At 64.6% G+C, this 19301-nt stretch carries 21 protein-coding genes and 1 tRNA gene; 16 read left to right on the forward strand and 6 right to left on the reverse strand.

Annotated elements, in window-relative coordinates:
- Positions 1-60: 60 nt before the first annotated feature.
- Both CDE01S_RS05235 and lolA read left to right on the forward strand, forming a co-directional pair.
- Positions 61-2415: a DNA translocase FtsK gene (locus CDE01S_RS05235; RefSeq protein ID WP_066704680.1), complete on the forward strand. Its 2355-nt coding sequence runs from the start codon at positions 61-63 to the stop codon at positions 2413-2415.
- Between the two features lie 5 nt (positions 2416-2420).
- Positions 2421-3065 carry an outer membrane lipoprotein periplasmic chaperone LolA gene (lolA, locus tag CDE01S_RS05240; protein WP_084382749.1) on the forward strand — a complete coding sequence of 215 codons (645 nt, stop codon included), beginning with the start codon at positions 2421-2423 and terminating at the stop codon, positions 3063-3065.
- Here the strand turns inward: lolA and CDE01S_RS05245 are convergent.
- Positions 3052-3540 carry a RidA family protein gene (locus CDE01S_RS05245; protein WP_066704686.1) on the reverse strand — a complete coding sequence of 163 codons (489 nt, stop codon included), beginning with the start codon at positions 3538-3540 and terminating at the stop codon, positions 3052-3054. The two genes, lolA and CDE01S_RS05245, sit on opposite strands and share 14 nt — an antisense overlap.
- A 90-nt stretch (positions 3541-3630) precedes the next feature.
- Positions 3631-4320, reverse strand: a complete 690-nt coding sequence (locus CDE01S_RS05250) for a VIT1/CCC1 transporter family protein (RefSeq protein WP_066704688.1) — start codon at positions 4318-4320, stop codon at positions 3631-3633.
- Between the two features lie 93 nt (positions 4321-4413).
- On the opposite strand from CDE01S_RS05250, the gene CDE01S_RS05255 reads away from it, so the two are divergent.
- The 9 genes from CDE01S_RS05255 (at position 4414) to CDE01S_RS05295 (ending at position 11517) form a co-directional block, all read left to right on the forward strand.
- Positions 4414-5709 (forward strand): replication-associated recombination protein A, encoded by a 1296-nt coding sequence (locus tag CDE01S_RS05255; RefSeq protein WP_066704690.1) that lies wholly within the window; start codon positions 4414-4416, stop codon positions 5707-5709.
- Positions 5710-5756: 47 nt separating this feature from the next.
- Entirely contained in the window at positions 5757-6686 is a 930-nt protein-coding gene (locus tag CDE01S_RS05260; protein WP_066704694.1) for a branched-chain amino acid ABC transporter permease, read from the forward strand.
- Entirely contained in the window at positions 6683-7774 is a 1092-nt protein-coding gene (locus CDE01S_RS05265) for a branched-chain amino acid ABC transporter permease (protein ID WP_066704696.1), read from the forward strand. The genes CDE01S_RS05260 and CDE01S_RS05265 overlap by 4 nt, the downstream gene beginning before the upstream one ends.
- The gene (locus tag CDE01S_RS05270; RefSeq protein WP_066704698.1) at positions 7771-8565 is read left to right on the forward strand and encodes an ABC transporter ATP-binding protein; all 795 of its coding nucleotides are present in this window, start codon (positions 7771-7773) and stop codon (positions 8563-8565) included. The genes CDE01S_RS05265 and CDE01S_RS05270 overlap by 4 nt, the downstream gene beginning before the upstream one ends.
- Positions 8562-9281 (forward strand): ABC transporter ATP-binding protein, encoded by a 720-nt coding sequence (locus CDE01S_RS05275; protein WP_066704700.1) that lies wholly within the window; start codon positions 8562-8564, stop codon positions 9279-9281. Before CDE01S_RS05270 ends, CDE01S_RS05275 begins: the two co-directional genes overlap by 4 nt.
- A 114-nt stretch (positions 9282-9395) precedes the next feature.
- Positions 9396-10115 carry a GIY-YIG nuclease family protein gene (locus CDE01S_RS05280; RefSeq protein WP_066704701.1) on the forward strand — a complete coding sequence of 240 codons (720 nt, stop codon included), beginning with the start codon at positions 9396-9398 and terminating at the stop codon, positions 10113-10115.
- Positions 10116-10282: 167 nt separating this feature from the next.
- Positions 10283-10774: a GlcG/HbpS family heme-binding protein gene (locus CDE01S_RS05285; RefSeq protein WP_066704703.1), complete on the forward strand. Its 492-nt coding sequence runs from the start codon at positions 10283-10285 to the stop codon at positions 10772-10774.
- A gap of 3 nt (positions 10775-10777) precedes the next feature.
- Positions 10778-11164 carry a VOC family protein gene (locus CDE01S_RS05290; RefSeq protein WP_066704705.1) on the forward strand — a complete coding sequence of 129 codons (387 nt, stop codon included), beginning with the start codon at positions 10778-10780 and terminating at the stop codon, positions 11162-11164.
- 2 nt (positions 11165-11166) lie between these two features.
- On the forward strand, positions 11167-11517 hold the full coding sequence (locus CDE01S_RS05295; protein WP_066704707.1) for a DUF3147 family protein: 351 nt from the start codon (positions 11167-11169) through the stop codon (positions 11515-11517).
- Between the two features lie 59 nt (positions 11518-11576).
- On the opposite strand, the gene CDE01S_RS05300 is transcribed toward CDE01S_RS05295, so the two are convergent.
- Together CDE01S_RS05300 and CDE01S_RS05305 are read right to left on the reverse strand one after the other, a co-directional pair.
- A complete protein-coding gene (locus CDE01S_RS05300; RefSeq protein WP_066704709.1) occupies positions 11577-12539 on the reverse strand; it encodes a Bug family tripartite tricarboxylate transporter substrate binding protein in 963 nt (320 codons plus the stop codon).
- A 103-nt stretch (positions 12540-12642) separates the two neighbouring features.
- Complete coding sequence (locus tag CDE01S_RS05305; RefSeq protein ID WP_066704711.1) at positions 12643-13722, reverse strand: CDP-6-deoxy-delta-3,4-glucoseen reductase; 1080 nt, start codon at positions 13720-13722, stop codon at positions 12643-12645.
- Between the two features lie 43 nt (positions 13723-13765).
- Between CDE01S_RS05305 and CDE01S_RS05310 the strand changes: the two genes are divergently transcribed.
- Entirely contained in the window at positions 13766-14686 is a 921-nt protein-coding gene (locus CDE01S_RS05310; protein WP_066704713.1) for an SDR family oxidoreductase, read from the forward strand.
- A gap of 154 nt (positions 14687-14840) precedes the next feature.
- On the opposite strand, the gene CDE01S_RS05315 is transcribed toward CDE01S_RS05310, so the two are convergent.
- Positions 14841-14925, reverse strand: a tRNA-Leu gene (locus CDE01S_RS05315).
- Positions 14926-14965: 40 nt separating this feature from the next.
- On the opposite strand from CDE01S_RS05315, the gene cysM reads away from it, so the two are divergent.
- The 4 genes from cysM (at position 14966) to CDE01S_RS05335 (ending at position 18402) form a co-directional block, all read left to right on the forward strand.
- Positions 14966-15868: a cysteine synthase CysM gene (gene cysM / locus CDE01S_RS05320; RefSeq protein ID WP_066704716.1), complete on the forward strand. Its 903-nt coding sequence runs from the start codon at positions 14966-14968 to the stop codon at positions 15866-15868.
- Positions 15869-15883: 15 nt separating this feature from the next.
- On the forward strand, positions 15884-16411 hold the full coding sequence (locus tag CDE01S_RS05325; protein ID WP_066704718.1) for an NUDIX domain-containing protein: 528 nt from the start codon (positions 15884-15886) through the stop codon (positions 16409-16411).
- Positions 16412-16522: 111 nt separating this feature from the next.
- On the forward strand, positions 16523-18127 hold the full coding sequence (locus CDE01S_RS05330) for a flagellar assembly protein A (protein WP_066704720.1): 1605 nt from the start codon (positions 16523-16525) through the stop codon (positions 18125-18127).
- Between the two features lie 47 nt (positions 18128-18174).
- Positions 18175-18402 (forward strand): sulfurtransferase TusA family protein, encoded by a 228-nt coding sequence (locus CDE01S_RS05335; RefSeq protein WP_066704721.1) that lies wholly within the window; start codon positions 18175-18177, stop codon positions 18400-18402.
- Positions 18403-18417: 15 nt separating this feature from the next.
- On the opposite strand, the gene galU is transcribed toward CDE01S_RS05335, so the two are convergent.
- Positions 18418-19299, reverse strand: coding sequence for a UTP--glucose-1-phosphate uridylyltransferase GalU (gene galU, locus CDE01S_RS05340; RefSeq protein ID WP_066704722.1), 882 nt, complete (start codon positions 19297-19299; stop codon positions 18418-18420).
- Positions 19300-19301: the final 2 nt, after the last annotated feature.

A 19301-nucleotide genomic window follows, 5' to 3' on the forward strand; every position in this document is an offset into this window, starting at 1 on the left:
GACCACAGGGCCGTGCGAAAAACGGCCTGGGCTGCGGTAAGCTAAGCCCCATTCCTGCCTATGACTTACTCCCTCAATACCCTGAACAACCCATCCCGCCAAGAGGAGGCGCCGGCCCGCGCGGGCTGGAGCCGTTTTGCCCACGAACTGGCCCTGGTGGCCGGTCTGGTGGGGCTGGCCTTCTGGCTGATGGCGCTGAGCAGCCATTCGCTGCAGGACGCGGCCTGGTCCACCTCGGGTGAGAGTGGCGCCATCCACAACCGCGGCGGCCGCCTGGGGGCCTGGCTGGCCGATGCGAGTTATTACCTGCTCGGTTTTTCGGTCTGGTGGGCCTTTGCTGCCGGCGTGCGCGCCTGGCTGGCTTCGCTGGCGCGCTGGTTGCGCGGCCATGAGCTGCTGGAGGGAGAGGCGCCGTCGGTGCACGAGTCGTCGCGCCTGAGCCGCTGGGCCGCCAGCCGCGCGGCGTTCTGGCTGGGCCTGGTCATGTTGCTGTGTGCCAGTGCCGCCATCGAGTGGGCCCGTTTCTACAGCCTGGAAGCCCGCCTGCCGGGCCATGGTGGTGGCGTGCTGGGGTATTTCGTCGGTCCGTTCAGCGTGCGCTGGCTGGGGTTTGCCGGTTCGGCACTGGTGGCCATCAGCCTGGGTGTGCTTGGCTCGGCGCTGGTGTTCCGTTTTTCCTGGGGCCATGTGGCCGAACGCCTGGGCGGCTGGATTGACGGTTTCATCGAGTCCCGGCGCGAAAAGCGCGAGATTGCCGAAGACCTGGCTCTGGGCCAGCAGGCCGCGCGCGAGCGCGAGGAAGTGGTGATGGAGGAGCGCGAGGAGATCATCGAGCAGCATCACGCGCCCGTGTTGATCGAACCCGTGCTGGTGGAGGTGCCGCAGAGCGAGCGCGTCGCCAAGGAGCGGCAGAAACCCCTGTTCAGCGAGCTGCCGGACTCCAAGCTGCCGCAGGTCGACCTGCTGGACGGTGCGCCGGCACGCCAGGAGAGCGTGGCGCCCGAGACGCTGGAGATGACCAGCCGCATGATCGAGAAGAAGTTGAAGGACTTCGGCGTCGAGGTGCGGGTGGTGCTGGCCCAGCCGGGCCCGGTGGTGACGCGTTACGAGATCGAGCCGGCTACCGGCGTGAAGGGCTCGCAGATCGTTGGTCTGGCCAAGGACCTGGCGCGAAGCTTGAGCCTGGTGTCGATCCGTGTGGTCGAGACCATTCCCGGCAAGAACTACATGGCGCTGGAGTTGCCCAATGCCAAGCGCCAGTCCATCCGCTTGTCCGAGATCCTGGGTTCGCAGGTCTACAACGAGGCCAAGTCCATGTTGACCATGGGCCTGGGCAAAGACATCGTGGGCAACCCGGTGGTCGCCGACCTGGCCAAGATGCCGCACGTGCTGGTGGCCGGCACCACCGGCTCCGGCAAGTCGGTCGGCATCAACGCCATGATCCTCTCGCTGCTGTACAAGGCCGAGGCGCGCGACGTACGCCTGCTGATGATCGACCCCAAGATGCTGGAGATGTCGGTCTACGAAGGCATTCCGCACCTGCTGGCGCCGGTGGTGACCGACATGAAGCAGGCCGCGCACGGCCTGAACTGGTGCGTGGCCGAGATGGAGCGTCGTTACAAGCTCATGAGCAAGCTGGGCGTGCGCAATCTGGCCGGCTACAACCACAAGATCGACGAAGCCAAGGCGCGCGAGGAGTTCATCTACAACCCGTTCAGCCTCACGCCCGAGAGCCCGGAGCCGCTGGAGCGGCTGCCGCACATCGTGGTGGTCATCGACGAGCTGGCCGACCTGATGATGGTGGTGGGCAAGAAGATCGAAGAATTGATCGCCCGCCTGGCGCAAAAGGCACGCGCTGCCGGCATCCACCTGATCTTGGCCACGCAGCGCCCCAGTGTGGACGTGATCACCGGCCTGATCAAGGCCAACATCCCGACCCGTATCGCCTTCCAGGTGTCGAGCAAGATCGACAGCCGCACCATCCTCGACCAGATGGGTGCCGAGGCGCTCCTGGGCATGGGCGACATGCTCTACATGGCCAGCGGTACCGGCCTGCCGGTGCGTGTGCACGGGGCCTTCGTCAGTGACGACGAGGTGCACCGTGTGGTGAGCTACCTGAAAGCCCAGGGTGAGCCGGACTACATCGAAGGCGTGCTCGAAGGCGGCACGGTGGATGGCGAAGACGGCCCCGGCGGCGAAGGCGGCGGCAGCGGCGAGAAGGATCCGATGTACGACCAGGCGGTTGAGATCGTGCTGAAGAACCGCAAGGCCAGCATCTCGCTGGTGCAGCGCCACCTGAAGATCGGCTACAACCGCGCCGCCCGGCTGGTGGAAGACATGGAAAAAGCCGGCCTGGTCAGCGCCATGAGCAGCAACGGGCAGCGTGAAATCCTGGTGCCATCGCGCGCGGAGTGACAGCCTTGAAGATTATTTTTGCTCTGTTTTTGATAGCGTTTGGCGCAATGTCGGCGAGGGCGGACGGCCTGGAAAGCCTGGAGGTTTTCATGCGCTCCGCCAGCAGCGGCCGTGCCGAGTTCACCCAGGTGGTGTCCATGCCGGCGCGTGAAGGGCAGGCTGCGCGCCACAAGACTTCCAGCGGCAGCTTTGAGTTTGTGCGGCCCAACCGCTTCAAGTTCATCTACAAGAAACCGTTCGAACAAAGCATCGTGGCCGATGGCCAGACGCTGTGGCTCTATGACGTGGACCTCAACCAGGTGACGTCACGCAAGCAGGCGCAGGCGCTGGGCAGCACGCCGGCCGCGCTGATCGCGTCCGCCCCCGACCTGCGCGCGCTGCAGGCGGACTTCACACTGGCGGCCTTGCCCGACAAGGATGGCCTGCAGTGGGTGGAGGCGAAGCCGAAGGCGAAAGAGGGCCAATTGCAGTCCATTCGGGTCGGTTTTCGCGCGGCGGACAAGGTGCCCGAACTGGCTGCGCTCGACATCCTCGACAGCTTTGGCCAGCGTTCGGTGCTGAATTTCAGCAAGGTCGAGATCAACCCGCGCCTGGCCGCCGACGCTTTCCGTTTCCAGCCGCCCAAGGGGGCGGATGTCATCCGGCAGTAGTCTTCGCAGCGGCCACCAGGTCCAGCTCGACGGACGCATTCTTCGGCAGCTGGAACACGCCAACCGAGGTGCGCGTGTGCACGCCGGCCTCGCCCAGGATCTCATGCAAGATGTCGGAGGCGCCGTCGGCCACTTCGCTGAGTTGGGTGAAGTCCTGGCTGCATTGGACGTAAACCGTCATCCGCAGCACGCGCTCGATCTGATCGAGGCTGCCCAAGGTCTGGCGCAGCAGCGCCAGCCCCCGCATGACGCAGATCTGGGCGGCGGTCTGTGCCTGTAGCAGTGTCACGTCCGTGCCGACGCGGCCGGTGACAACCACCGTCTGGTCCACACGTGGCACCTGGCCGCTGATGTACAGCTCGGCACCATGCCGGACGACCGGCGCGTAATGGCCGCCGACTCTGATTTCGCCGTCGAAACTGTGGCCGAGCCGAGTCGCCACGGCATTGAATCGGGCATCGCGGGAGTTTTCCATGTTGTCCCTAAGCAAGAGATCGGTCATTCAGGCGGATCGTCAGATCCAGGTTGCGCGATGCCGGAGGTCCAGCCCGGTATGGCGGAGGGCTCATACGGCGACCCCAAAGATGGCGCCCACACCCGCCGTCAGCGCCATGGCCAGGGCGCCCCAAAAGGCGACCCGCGCCGCCGCTTGCAGCATGGAGGCTCCGCCGGCGCGTGCCGCCACAGCCCCCAGAAAGGCAAGGAAGAAAAGTGAGCAGCCGGAAACTGCCCACAGGAGAGCAGAGGTCGGCACCAAGAAGACGATCAGCAGCGGCAAAACGGCACCGACGGCAAACGTGGCGGCCGACGCCAAGGCCGCTTGAACCGGCCGTGCGTTCAGCACCTCGGAGATGCCCAGTTCGTCACGCCCGTGCGCACCCAGGGCATCGTGCGCTGTCAATTGCGCCGCAACGCTGGCAGCGAGTGCCGGGTCAAGCCCACGCGCCACATAGATGGCCGTCAATTCCGCGAGTTCGTTTGCGGGGTCAGTCTGCAGTTCCTTGCGCTCCCGGTCCAGATCGGCGCGTTCGGTGTCGGCTTGGGAGCTGACGGAAACATACTCACCTGCGGCCATGGACATGGCGCCCGCCACGAGGCCGGCGATGCCTGCGACCAGGATGCTTTTCGCTTCGGCACCGGCCGCGGCAACCCCCAGGACCAGACTCGCCGTCGAAACGATCCCGTCATTGGCCCCCAGAACAGCGGCCCGAAGCCAGCCGATGCGGTGGGTCCGGTGTCTTTCAATGTGTCTCATCATGCCCTGCGAATTGGTGTTGCCCGATCCTAGCCCTAAATAGTACCGATGCACGCAGGCCGATGAGGGGCCATTCCCCCTAGAATTCCCGGCATGAACAGCGCTACCGCCTCGCCCCATCAGCCCCTGGCCGAGCGCCTGCGCCCGAGGACACTGGGCGAAGTGATTGGTCAGCAGCATCTATTGGGCGAAGGCATGCCGCTGCGCATCGCGTTTGAATCGGGCCAGCCGCACAGCTGCATCCTCTGGGGCCCGCCGGGCACGGGCAAGACCACCATTGCACGGCTGATGGCCGATGCCTTTGACGCGCAGTTCATCACCATCAGCGCTGTGCTGGGCGGCGTGAAGGACATCCGCGAGGCGGTGGAGCAGGCGCAGGTGGCGCTGGGCCAGGGCAAGCGCACCATCGTGTTCGTTGACGAGGTGCACCGCTTCAACAAGAGCCAGCAGGACGCCTTCCTGCCGCACGTGGAAAGCGGCCTGTTCACCTTCATCGGCGCCACCACCGAGAACCCCTCGTTCGAGGTCAACTCGGCTCTGCTGTCGCGTGCGGCGGTTTATGTGCTGCAGTCGCTGACAGAAGAGGATTTGAAGCAAATTGTGGCCCGGGCCCTTGATATCAAAGCGGTGCCAGCTATCGAAATCGTAGCAATCGACAAGCTCATCGCCTACGCCGACGGCGATGCGCGCCGCCTGCTCAACACGCTGGAGACGCTGGCCGTGGCGGCCGAGCAGCAGAAGCAGACCACCATCACCGAGGCCTGGCTGCTCAAGGTGCTGGGCGAGCGCATGCGCCGCTACGACAAGGGTGGTGAGCAGTTCTACGACACCATCAGCGCGCTGCACAAGTCGGTGCGAGGCTCCGACCCCGATGCTTCGCTCTACTGGTTTCTGCGCATGCTCGACGGCGGCGCCGACCCGCGCTACATGGCGCGCCGGCTGGTCCGCATTGCGAGCGAAGACATCGGCCTGGCCGACCCGCGCGCGCTGCGCCTGGCGCTCGATGCGGCCGAAGTGTACGAACGGCTGGGCTCACCCGAGGGCGAGCTGGCGCTGGCCGAGTGCGTGGTTTACCTGGCCATCGCGCCCAAGAGCAATGCGGTCTACAAGGCCTTCAACGAGGCCAAGGCCTTCATCAAGAAGGACGGTACGCGCCCGGTGCCCATGCACCTGCGCAACGCGCCGACCAAGCTGATGAAGGAGCTCGACTACGGCAAGGGTTACCGCTACGCCCATGACGAGGAGGGTGGTTTTGCCGCCGGCGAGCGTTACCTGCCCGACGGCATGGCCGAGCCGGGTTTCTACCGACCCGTGGAACGCGGTCTGGAGATCAAAATCGCCGAGAAGATGCGTACACTGCGCGCACTGAACGACGCCAAGAAAAAATAACGCGTGGGACCCGACGCAGATGGCACAGACATTGCGTTAGGAATTCAATGGACATCCTCCTGCAGCAAATCATCAACGGCCTGGTGCTGGGCAGCATGTACGCGCTGGTGGCGCTGGGTTACACCATGGTGTACGGCATCATCGGCCTGATCAACTTCGCCCACGGCGAGGTGCTGATGGTGGGGGCGCTCACCAGCTGGAGCGTCATCGGCCTGATGCAGGACGCCCTGCCGGGCGCGCCGGGCTGGCTCATCCTGCTGCTGGCCATGCTGATCGCCTGCGTGGTGGCCGCCACGCTCAACTACAGCATCGAGAAGATCGCCTACCGGCCACTGCGCAATGCGCCCAGGCTGGCGCCGCTGATCACCGCCATCGGCATGTCCATCCTGCTGCAGACGCTGGCCATGATCATCTGGAAGCCCAACTACAAGTCCTTCCCCGCGCTGCTGCCCAGCGACCCCATCCCGATCGGGGGTGCCACCATCACGCCGACGCAGGTGCTGATCCTGGCGCTGACCGCCGTCTGCCTGGCGGCGCTGATGTGGCTGGTGCACGCCACCAAACTCGGCCGCGCCATGCGTGCCACCGCCGAGAACCCGCGCGTGGCGGCGCTCATGGGCGTGCGGCCGGACCGCGTGATCTCAGCTACCTTCGTCATCGGCGCCGTGCTGGCGGCGGTGGCCGGCGTGATGTGGGCCGGCAACTACGGCACGGTGCAGCACAGCATGGGCTTCCTGCCCGGGCTCAAGGCCTTCACGGCCGCGGTGTTCGGCGGCATCGGCAACCTGGCTGGCGCCGTGGTCGGCGGCATCCTGCTCGGGCTGATCGAATCGATCGGCGCCGGCTACATCGGCGACCTCACCGGCGGCGTGCTGGGCAGCCACTACGCCGACATCTTCGCCTTCATCGTGCTGATCGTGGTGCTGACGCTGCGGCCTTCCGGTTTACTTGGCGAGCGAGTGGCAGACAGAGCATGAAGTCGTCCACTCGTCTTTTCACCATCTTGCTCGCCGCACTCGGCCTGCTGGTGCTGCCGCTCATCCTGCAGGGCTTCGGCAATGCCTGGGTCCGCATTGCCGACATGGCGTTGCTGTTCGTGCTGCTGGCGCTGGGCCTGAACATCGTGGTCGGTTATGCCGGCCTGCTGGACCTCGGCTTCGTCGCCTTCTTCGCCATCGGTGCCTACATGTTCGGCCTGATGGCCTCGCCGCACCTGAGTGATACCTTCCCGCTCTTTGCGGCCATGTTCCCGCAGGGCCTGCACACGCCGCTGTGGCTGGTGATTCCGCTGGCGGCGCTGCTGGCCGGCGGTTTTGGCATCCTGCTGGGCGCGCCCACCTTGCGCCTGCGCGGTGACTACCTGGCCATCGTCACGCTCGGCTTTGGCGAGATCATCCGCGTCTTCATCAACAACCTGGACCAGCCCTTCAACCTGACCAACGGTCCCAAGGGCATTGGCCAGATCGATTCGATCAAGTTCTTCGGTTTCGACCTCGGCAAGAAGCTCAATCTGTTCGGCTTCGATCTGTCGTCCGTCACCCTCTACTACTACCTGTTCCTGGTACTGGTGGTGGTCAGCGTCGTCATCTGCCACCGGCTGGAGCTGTCGCGCATCGGCCGTGCCTGGATGGCGATCCGCGAAGACGAGGTGGCGGCCAAGGCTATGGGCATCAACACCCGCAACATGAAGCTGCTGGCCTTCGGCATGGGCGCCACCTTCGGCGGCGTGTCGGGTGCCATGTTTGCCGCCTTCCAGGGGTTCATCTCGCCCGAATCGTTCAGCCTGATGGAGTCGGTGATGATCGTCGCCATGGTGGTGCTGGGCGGCCTCGGCCACCTGCCGGGTGTGATCCTCGGCGCCGTGCTGCTGGCCGCGTTGCCCGAGGTGCTGCGCTACGTGGCCAGCCCCCTGCAGGCCATGACCGGCGGCCGGCTTGACGCCGCCATCCTGCGCCAGCTGCTGATTGCGCTGGCCATGATCGGCGTCATGCTGCTGCGCCCGCGCGGCCTGTGGCCGGCACCCGAGCATGGCAAGTCGCTGCAGAGCAAGGGAGAGACACCATGACGGATGTGCTCCTGAATGTCAGCGGTGTGAGCAAGCGCTTCGGCGGTCTGCAGGCGCTGAATGATGTTGGCCTGCGCATCGAACGCGGCCAGGTCTATGGCCTGATCGGCCCCAACGGCGCCGGCAAGACCACCTTCTTCAATGTCATCACCGGCCTGTACACGCCCGACAGCGGCACGTTCGAACTCGCTGGCCGGCCCTACCGGCCGAGCGCCGTGCACGAGGTGGCGCAGGCAGGCATTGCGCGCACCTTCCAGAACATCCGCCTGTTCGCCGACATGACGGCGCTGGAAAACGTCATGGTGGGCCGCCACATCCGCTCCCGCACCGGCCTGCTAGGCGCCATTTTCCGCACACCCGCCTTCAAGGCCGAGGAGGCTGCGATTGCGGCGCGTGCGCACGAACTGCTGGCCTATGTCGGCATCGGCCAGCTGGCCGACTACAAGGCGCGCACGCTGAGTTATGGCGACCAGCGCCGGCTGGAAATCGCGCGCGCGCTGGCGACCGAGCCGCAGCTGCTGGCGCTGGACGAACCGGCAGCCGGCATGAACGCCACCGAGAAAGTGCAGTTGCGCGAACTGATCGACCGCATCCGCAATGACGGCCGCACCGTGCTGCTGATCGAGCACGACGTCAAGCTCGTCATGGGCCTGTGCGACCGCGTCACCGTGCTGGACTACGGCAAGCAGATTGCCGAAGGCACGCCGGCCGAGGTGCAACGCAACGCGCAGGTGATCGAGGCCTACCTCGGCCACGGCGCCGGGTCCACGGCACAGGAGCAGCCCGCATGAGCAACGAGGCCTTGCTGCAAGTCAACGGTCTGCAGGTTGCCTATGGCGGCATTCAGGCTGTCAAGGGCATCGACTTTGAGGTCCGCGCCGGCGAACTGGTGTGCCTGATCGGCTCCAACGGCGCCGGCAAGACCAGTACCATGAAAGCCATCACAGGCACGCTATCGGCCAGCGCCGGTGAGCTGCACTACCTCGGCCGCCCGATCGCCGGCCAGGGCACCTGGGACCTGGTGCGCCAGGGCCTGGCCATGGTGCCGGAAGGGCGCGGTGTGTTCACGCGCATGAGCATTGCCGAGAACCTGCAGATGGGCGCTTACTGCCGCGACGACAAGGCGCAGATCGCCGCCGACACCGAGCAGATGTACGCCCTGTTCCCGCGCCTGAAGGAACGCCACGGCCAGCTGGCCGGCACGCTCAGTGGCGGCGAGCAGCAGATGCTGGCCATGGCGCGCGCCCTCATGAGCCGGCCGCGCCTGCTGCTGCTGGACGAGCCGTCCATGGGCCTGGCGCCGGTGATGGTGGACAAGATCTTCGAGGTGATCCGTGACGTGGCAGCGCAGGGCGTCACCATCCTGCTGGTGGAGCAGAACGCCAGCCGCGCACTGGCCATTGCGGACCGGGGTTACGTCATGGAGTCGGGGCAGATCACGCTCAGCGGCCCGGCGCAGACGCTGCTGCACGACCCAGCGGTGCGGGCGGCTTATCTGGGGGAGTGAGTTCTGGTCTTGATGTGAGTGCCGGGCTGGCGATGCATGCGCCCGCTAGGTGGCCAAAGACTTCATGGCTATATTCTGGAAATGATTACGAAATCACGTTAGGCTGTGCAACTCATGGACAAGCGCCACGTCATCGCTGAGATCAAACGCCTTGCGTCCATGAGCGGAGGGCGTCCGCCTGGTCGCGAACGTTTCGAGAAGGAAACGGGCATTCGCCAGGGCGAATGGTATCCCCACCTTTGGCTTCGCTGGGGCGACGCACTGCAGGAGGCAGGCTTTGCCCCAAATGAGCTCGCCCGAAAATTTGATCGCTCAGTGGTTCTGCAGAAGTACGTGTCACTCATCCGTGAGCTCGGCCATGTTCCCTTGCATGCTGAACTACGAGTCAAAGCGCGTAGCGATCCATCGTTTCCGAGCCACAGTGTGTTTTCCGGTATTGGTAGCAAGACCGCTTTGCTCACCGCTGTTCGTGAGTACTGTAAGGAGAACCAATTCGCGGATGTCCTCTCCCTTCTCCCATCAGAGCAAGAGGCAGGTCCTCAGCCATACATCAAGGAGAAGGAAAAGAAGGCTCTCACCGGCTACGTCTATTTGATGAAATCCGGTCGTCACTTCAAGATTGGTCGTACAAACTCTATAGGGCGACGTGAGTGGGAGCTAGGCATCAAGATTCCGATACCGCCAAGCACTCTTCATGCAATCGAGACTGACGATCCAATCGGTGTCGAAGCGTACTGGCACCGTCGATTTGCAGATAAGCGAGGGGAAGGTGAGTGGTTCAACCTTTTACCCGTGGATATCGCTGCCTTCAAGAAGTGGCGAAAGATCGCTTGACACTGCCTAACCCCTACGTCGAACGTTGAGGCAGTATCTTCATTCCAAAAAACAAGAGCCACCACCCTACCTCGGCGAATAACGCAGCGGCTCGCTCAGGTTTGCCGCCGACCGCTAGACGTGAGGTCTACGATGTGCCTCTGTCTCACAGACCTGAAGGAGCTCCCATGAAACGCATCACCCTTTCCCTTATCGTGCTGGGCCTGACGGGCAGCGCGCTGGCACAGGAGGCCGTGTTCCAGACCAGGACGCTGACCCCCGAGGCCGCGCTGAAAGCGGCCCAGGTGGCGCTGGAGGCCTGCCGCAAGCAGGGTTACCAGATCGCGGTGGCCGTGACCGACCGCAACGGACTGGTGCAGGTGCTGTTGCGCGACCGTTTTGCCGGCCCGCACACGCCGACCGTGGCCATGGACAAGGCCTGGACGGCGGCCAGCTTCAAGACCTCCACGCTGGAGTTTGGCAAGGACACCCAGCCCGGCAAGGCCATGAGCGGCATCCGTCATGTGCCGCGCGTCGTGGCGGCCGGCGGTGGCCTGCCGATTGAAGGCGGCGGCACGCTGGTGGGCGCCATCGGCGTTTCCGGCGGGCCGGGCGGCGAAGCCGACGAGTCCTGCGCCAAGGCCGGCATCAAGGCGATTGCAGACAGCCTGGAGCTTTAAAGAATGAAGATCGACAGCCTGGACCACCTGGTGCTGACCGTGGCCGACATCGAGGCCACATGCGCCTTCTATCAGCGCGTGCTCGGCATGGAGGTGGTCACTTTCGGCGCTGGCCGCAAGGCGCTGGCCTTTGGTGTGCAGAAGATCAACCTGCACCAGGCCGGCCGCGAGTTCGAGCCCAAGGCCGAGTGGCCGACGCCGGGCTCGGCCGACCTGTGTTTTCTCACCTCGGTGCCGCTGGCCGAAGTGCAAAACCACTTGGTCGCCTGCGGCGTGACGGTGACCGAAGGCCCGGTGCAGCGCACCGGCGCGCAAGGGCCGATCCTGTCGGTCTACTTCCGTGATCCGGACCTGAATCTGATCGAAGTCTCCAACCCGTTGCCAGTCTGAGCATGCTGTACTACACGCTCAAGGTCTTGGTATCAGCTTTGCTGATCGTGGTCATCACCGAGGTCGCCAAGCGCAGCTCGGGTTTTGCCGCGCTGGTGGCTTCGCTGCCGCTGACTTCCTTGCTGGCGTTTGTCTGGCTGCATGTGGAGGGCACACCGGCGAGCGAGATCGCCGGCCTGTCGAGCCAGATCTTCTGGCTGGTGCTGCCCTCGCTGGTCTTGTTCCTGCTGCTGCCGTTGCTGTTGCGCCAGGGGTTGAACTTCTGGCTCAGCCTGGGGCTGGCCAGCGCCGCAACCGTGCTGTGCTACCTGGCCCTGCTGCCGCTGCTGCGCAAGTTTGGCGTTCAGCTATGAATTTGATAGCTGTCCGCGCCGTCAGGACGGCCTGAAAGCCTTAAAAGACTTTCAATCCCTCAATCGACCTTGGCGCCTGACGCTTTCACCACGCGCTCGTAGCGCGCCCGCTCGCGCTGCATGAAGGCGCCGAATTCCTCCGGCGTGCTCGGCACCGGCTCGGCCATCAGGGCGGCGAAGCGGGTGTGCGTTTCTGGCGCCTTGAGTGCGGCCACGAAAGCCTGGTTGAGTTTGGCGATCACGTCCTTCGGTGTGGCCGCCGGCGCCACCAGGCCCCACCAGGTGTCGATGGCAAAACCCTTGAGCGTTTCGGCCATCGGTGGTACCTCGGGCAGGGCCGGCGCGCGTTGCAGCGTGGTGACGGCAATCGCCTTGAGCTTGCCGCTGCGGATGTTGGGCGCGGCGCTGGCCAGGTTGTCGATGTTGAAGTCCACCTGGCCGCTGAGCAGCGCCAGCTGCGCCGGGTTGGCGCCGTTGTAGGGGATGTGCACGGCAAAGATGCCGGCCTGCGCCTTGAACATCTCGCCCGCCAGATGGCCGGCGCTGCCGTTGCCGCCGGAGCCGTAGTTGAGCTTGCCCGGGTTGGCCTTGGCATAAGCGATCAGGTCGCGCAGGTTGTTGATGTGCAGCCGTTTGGCGGAGTCGGCGTTCATCACCAGCACGTTCGGCACACGCAGCATCTGCGTGATGGGTGCGAAGTCGGTCGCCGCGTTGTAGGGCATGCGGCTGTAGAGCCAGGGATTCACCGCATGGGTGGCGGTGGCGGCGATGCCGATGGTCAGGCCATCCGGCGCCGCTTTGGCCACCGCATCGGCACCGATGTTGCCGCCGGCGCCGGGCCGGTTCTCGATGATGACGGTGCCCAGGGTGTCCTTCACGCGTTCGGCCAGGGCACGCGCCGTGATGTCGATCGGCCCGCCGGCGGCGTAGGGCACGATCAGGCGGATCGGCTTGGTCTGTGCCAGGCTGGCGCCAGCGAACGGGGCCAGTGCGGCGCCAAGAAGAAGGGGTCTGCGTTTCATTGGCATGCTCCTAAGAGGGTGAACATCCGGGGGGCTCAGTCGTGGAGTTTGTGGCTACGGCCGCTGCCATGCAGCTTAACTTGGCTGCGCCGCAAGCATGGCGCTACGCGCCATGCTTGTCTGCCTCGCTTGTGAAGGAGTCGGCGAAGAACTCGTCTTCCGGCAAACCGGCCTGTGCCGTGTAGTCGCGTCGCGCCGAGTCCACCACGATCGGGGCGCCGCAGGCATAAACCTGGTGGCCCGACAGGTCGGGCAGGTCCTGCAGCACGGCCTGGTGCACGAAGCCGGTGCGGCCGTGCCAGTGGTCTTCCGGCAGGGCGTTGGAGACCACCGGGACGTAGCTGAGGTTGGGCATCTCGGCGGCCTTCTGCACCACCCAGTCGTGCATGTAAAGGTCGGCCGGACGGCGGCCGCCCCAGTAGAGCGTGACCGGGCGGGTGATGCCCTGGTGCTGCATGTGCTCCAGGATGGCCTTGATCGGCGCGAAGCCGGTGCCCGAGGCCAGCAGCACAATGGGTTTGGCCGAGTCCTCGCGCAGGAAGAAGCTGCCGTACGGCCCTTCGATGCGCAGGATTTCCTTTTCCTTCATGGCGCCGAACACGTGGTCGGTGAACTTGCCACCCGGCATATGGCGGATGTGCAGCTCGATGCTGGGGCCGACTGGCGGCGTGGCCTCCTTGGCCGCGGCCAGGGTGTGCGGTGCGTTGGCCATGGAGTAGCTGCGCCGCGCGCCGTCGCGCAGCAGGAACTCCACGTACTGGCCGGCATGGAAGGCAAAGCTGTCGTTGGCCGGCAGCTGCAGCCGCACGACCATCACGTCGTCCGATTTCTTTTCCAACTGGTTCACGCGCACCGGCATCTTGCGCACCGGGTAGGCGCCTTCTTCGGTCACCTGGCGCGACTCCAGCACCACATTGCTTTGCGGCACGGCGCAGCAGGTCAGCACCAGGCCGGCGGCTTCTTCGGCCGCGCTCAGGGCTTTGTCCTGGTGCGGGCCGTGCACCACGCTGCCGGAGAGCTTCTTGCACTTGCAGGAGCCGCAGGCGCCGTCCTTGCAGCCGTAGGGCAGGCCGACCCCTGAGCGGATGGCGGCGGCCAGGATGGCTTCGCCAGCGCTGGTGCTGAAGGCGCGGCCGCTGGGTTGCACGGTCACCTGGAAGCTGGTGGGGTCACTGCTCGACATCTTTTCGTTATCCTTGAACCATCAGATTGCAAAGGTTGGAATTTTGCCCTCAAACCAAAGCCCCCTCGGCGCGCTGCCAGCGCGCTTTCGCCGCGAGCGTGTGCTCATCGTCGGCTGTGGCGATGTCGGCCTGCGTGCGGCACGCCAATTGCAGGGCCGGGTGCGTCTGCTGGCGCTGACGTCCTCACCGTCGCGCCAGGCCGAGCTGCGTGCACGCGGCATCACGCCGCTGGCCGGCAACCTCGACCAGCCGGCCACGCTGCAACGCCTGGCTGGTTTGGCCACGCGTGTGCTGCACCTGGCGCCACCGCCTTCCGAGGGCTGGGGTGACCCGCGCACCCAGGCCTTGCTGCACGTGTTGCGGCAACGGTCACTGCCCGGCGCGCTGGTTTATGGTTCAACCAGCGGTGTGTACGGCGATTGCGCAGGGGCGTGGGTGGCGGAAACCCGCTTGCCCCAAGCCCGTACACCACGCGGCCAGCGGCGTGTTGTTGCCGAGCGGGCGGCACGTTTTTTCGGCCGCAGTGCCGGCACCCGCACCAGCCTGCTGCGTATTCCCGGCATCTACGCACCGGACCGTGAAGGCGGCACGCCGCGCGAACGCCTGCTCAAAGGCACACCGGTGCTGAAGGCGGAGGATGACGTCTACACCAACCACATCCATGCCGACGATCTGGCGCGCGCCTGCGTGGCCGCGCTGTGGCGTGGTGCACCGCAGCGCGTCTACAACGTCAACGACGACACGGTGCTGAAGATGGGTGATTATTTCGATCTCGCGGCCGACCTCTACGGCCTGCCGCACCCACCGCGCGTGCCGCGCACGACCGCGCAGGACAAGCTGCCGCTGATGCTGCTGAGTTTCATGAGCGAATCTCGTCGCATGGACAACACGCGGCTCAAGCGCGAACTGCGGGTGACACTGCATTACCCGACGGTGCGTGAGGGTTTGCTGGCAGCCGAGTGAAAAGGGAACGTGCCGGTTCGCGAAGGGAACAGGCATTGGAAAATCAAGAAGTGGTGTCCGGGGCCGGAATCGAAACCCGCGCAGGCAGTGCGCTTCACATGCCGCCTTGGGCGTGCCGGTTCGTGAGTGCCGACGAACGGGTTGTTCAAGGAGGTGGTGCCCGGGGCCGGAATCGAACCGGCACGCCTTGCGGCGGGGGATTTTGAGTCCCCTGCGTCTACCAATTTCACCACCCGGGCAGGGAGGAAGGCAAGACCGAAATTATGGCACAGTGTGGGCATGAAGTATCCGACCATTGAAGACGCCATCGGCAAGACCCCCCTGGTGGCACTGCAACGCATTGGTGCTGCCGAGAACGCGGCGCGCGGCAACGTGATTCTGGGCAAGCTCGAAGGCAACAACCCGGCGGGCTCGGTCAAGGACCGGCCGGCGGTGTCCATGATCAAGCGCGCCGAGGAGCGTGGCGACATCAAGCTCGGCGACACCCTGATCGAGGCGACTTCCGGCAACACCGGCATTGCCCTGGCGATGGCGGCGGCCATCAAGGGCTACCGCATGGTGTTGATCATGCCGGAGGACCTGTCGGTCGAGCGCGCCCAGACCATGAAGGCCTTCGGCGCCGAGCTGATCCTGACGCCGAAGTCCGGCGGCATGGAGTACGCGCGCGACCTGGCCACGCAGATGGAGCAAAGCGGCAAGGGGCGGGTGCTGGACCAGTTCGCCAACGCTGACAACCCGCGCATCCATTACGAGACCACCGGCCCCGAGCTGTGGGAGCAGACCGGCGGGCGCATCACGCATTTCGTCAGCGCCATGGGCACCACCGGCACCATCACCGGCGTGGCGCGCTTCCTGAAGGAAAAGAATCCCAAGATCCGGATCATCGGCGCGCAGCCGAGCGAAGGCTCGCGTATTCCCGGCATCCGCAAGTGGCCGCAGGAATACCTGCCCAAGATCTACGAACCCAGCCTGGTCGATGAACTGGTCAACGTCAGCCAGTCCGATGCCGAGGAGATGTGCCGCCGTCTGGCACGCGAGGAAGGCATTTTTGCCGGCATCTCGGCGGCCGGTGCCTGCTGGGTGGCACAGGAAATTGCCAAGCGCGAAGAGAACGCAACCATCGTGTTTGTCGTCTGCGACCGCGGCGACCGTTACTTGTCCACCGGGGTCTTTCCCGCTTGATTGCCACGCTGCGTCATGACGCATGAATTCCGTTTCTGCCCCAACTGCGCCACACCGCTGGCGTCGATGGTGCAGTTGGAGGATGGCGGCGAGAAGGCGCGGCTGCGTTGCGCAGTCTGCGGATTTACGCATTGGAACAACCCCACCCCGGTGCTGGCGGCGGTGGTCGAATACCGCGGGCAGATCCTGCTGGCACGCAATGCCGCCTGGAGCGGCAAGATGTACGCCCTCATCACCGGTTTCATGGAGGCCGGCGAGACGCCGCAGGACGGTATCGCGCGCGAGATCCGCGAGGAAACCAGCCTGGAGCCACTTGAACTCAACCTGATCGGCGTTTACGACTTCCAGCGCATGAACCAGGTCATCGTGGCCTATCACGCCCGCTGCGAAGGCGAGGTCAGTCTGTCCCCCGAGCTGGTGGATTACCGGCTGTTCTCGCTCGAGACGGTCAAATGCTGGCCCGGTGGCACAGGCTCGGCCCTGGCCGACTGGTTGCGGTCGCGCGGTCATACGCCGCAGTTTTTCGACTGGTCCCACGGGTAAGTCACAGGTCGGGCGGCTGCCCGATGCCCGTACACTCGCGGCAGATGGCTCTCGGGCTGATTCGGTGCCGGCATTGGGCGATGTCGGAGGCAGTCGAAAAAGGATTCTCTGATGACGGGCTTTCAAGGATTGGTGTTCGTCGAGCACGACGACAAGCTGGTGGCGCAAGTCCAGGCTGGGGTCGATCGACCGTCACTGGATGAGCAGACCTTGCGGACCCTGCTGAACCAGGCCGGTTATGGCCACTGGTTTTTGCTGGAGGCTGCCTTGGCAACGCTGGTGGCGCGCTACAACACGGTGCCCACCGAGTTCGAGGTGACGGTGGCCGAGCGACGCGATGGCAGTTTCATGCTGGATATCGCCCAGGATGCCTCCTGTGCTTGGGTCAATGTGGTGCCTGCCCATGGCGGCAAGGCCTTGGCGCGTGATGACATTGCACGGGCACTGGAAGACGCGGGGGTGATCTTCGGCATTGACGAGGCTGCGTTTCAGCTGGTGTGCAATGCGACTGAACCTGCCCGTGTGCTGGTTGCCACGGGTATGGCGCCAGTGCACGGTGAAGACGCCCAGTTCAAGAAGCTGATTGACTTGGCCCGCGATCGTGCGCCCAAAGTGAATGCGCAGGGCCTGATTGATTTTCGTGAGCACGGCGACATCCCGTCCGTGGAGCCCGGCACGGCCCTGATGCAGCGTGTCCCGGCCACAATGGGGGTCGAGGGCCGCGATGTGCGCGGCACGACGCTGCCAGCCACGCCTGGCCACGACCATTCCTTTGCTGACAAGCTCGGTGGCGTTTCCCAGGCAAGCGATGACCCCAATGTGCTGGTCGCAGCAATCAAGGGACAGCCGGTGTATGTCGACCACGGTGTGATGGTGGAGCAGGTTCTGGCGCTCGGCAACGTCGACATGGACTGCGGCAACATCACTTACGATGGTTCAGCGCGGATCGAGGGTGACGTCCTGTCGGGCATGAAGGTCCATGTCACCGGTGATATCACGGTGACGGGTACGGTCGAAGGAGGTGAACTGGAGGCCGGCGGTAACGTTGTGGTGGGCGCCGGCATCATCGCGCATGCCAAGGTGCGGGCTTCCGGTTCGGTGGCAGCGCGTTTTGTCGAAAATTCTCAGATCCATGCCGGTACGGTGATCGCGATTGACGACATGGTCCTGCAAAGCGAGTTGCAGGCCCTCAACCAGATTCTGATCGGCGTGAAGTCGCCGCAACGCGGGCGGCTGGTGGGTGGTTCGGCCCGCAGCATGATGTTGATTCAAACGCCTTTGCTCGGCGCGGAGTCCAGTGGTGTCACCAGTGTGCAGGTGGGCGTCAATCCTGTGTTGGAAGCGCGCTACCAGGAGCTGGAGCAGATCATCGAGAAACAGAGCGCTGATCAGGAGAACCTGAAAAAGGTGGTCAAGCACCTGATGCAGCATGGTGACCCAAAAGGGATATTGCCGCGCGCCAAAGCCTCTTGGCAGCATGCCGTCCAGCTGTGGGCCCATTCCATCAAGGAGAAGGACGAACTGGAGCAGCAGCTGGCGCTGGTGCGCGATGCACGGGTAGCGATTGATCTGGGTGTGGCGGGGACGGTGGACCTGATGTTCGGCAAACACACGAGGCGCTTGCAGCGCAACTTTGACGCCGGGGTGTTTTCGGTGGACGAAGCCGGCCACATCGTCTTTACCGGCAAAGGTTCCGAGCCTGTCGTGGTGCACTGAACTTGGGTCAGAAATTGCTTAAAATTAAAGCAATTGAAGGAATTGTGATGAACTTTGACAGAGAACTCGATACCCGCGGCCTGAACTGCCCCCTGCCCATCCTCAAGGCGAAGAAGGCACTGGCCGAAATGCAGAGCGGCCAGATCCTCAAGGTGGTCGCCACCGATGCGGGTTCGGTGCGCGACTTCGTGGCGTTCGCCAAGCAGACTGGCAATGACCTGGTTGAGCAAGCCACCGAAGGCCAGGACTACATCCACGTCCTGCGCCGCCGCTGATGCCGGCGCGCTGACTCAGACCATCAGCGCCCGCAGGTAATCGCGGAAATGCTGGCCGACTTCCGGGTGGGCCAGAGCCAGTTCCACGGTTGCCTCCAGAAATCCTTCCTTGCTGCCGCAGTCGTAGCGCTTGCCCTGGTACTGGTAGGCGTGCACGGCTTCGCTGGCCAGCAGGCCGGCAATGCCATCCGTCAACTGGATCTCGCCGCCAGCACCGCGTGGCTGACGGCGGATCTGCTCGAACACCGCGGGGGTGAGGACGTAACGGCCGGCCACCGCCATGCGTGACGGTGCCTGCTCGGGCGCCGGTTTCTCGACGATCTGACGGACTTTGAGCAGGCGTTCACCGTCGGCGGTGCCGGCCACGATGCCGTAGCGCCGCACGTGTTCCTGCGGCACCTCCTGCACGGCGATCACCGAATTGCCCAGACGTTCAAAGGTGTTGACCATTTGTGCCAGCACCGGTTGCCCACCGGTCGGTCCGATCATCAGGTCGTCGGCCAGCAGCACGGCAAAGGGTGCGCCTTCGGTCAGGTGTTCGGCACACAGCACCGCATGGCCCAGACCGAGTGCGCGCGGCTGGCGCACATAGGAGCACAGCATGTCCTCCGGCTGGACCGAGCGCACCAGGTCGAGAAGGGCTTGCTTGCCGGCCTGTTCCAGTTCGTTTTCCAACTCGTAGGCGGTGTCGAAGTGGTCTTCGATGGCGCGCTTGTTGCGCCCGGTCACGAACACCATGTGGCGAATGCCCGCTGCATACGCTTCTTCCACGGCGTACTGGATCAGCGGCTTGTCCACCACCGGCAGCATTTCTTTCGGCGCCGCCTTGGTGGCCGGCAGGAAGCGGGTGCCCAGACCGGCCACAGGAAAGACGGCGGTTTTGACTTTGTTGTTCATGC

The organism is Curvibacter delicatus NBRC 14919 (genome assembly GCF_001592265.1).
GTDB lineage: Bacteria > Pseudomonadota > Gammaproteobacteria > Burkholderiales > Burkholderiaceae_C > Hylemonella > Hylemonella delicata.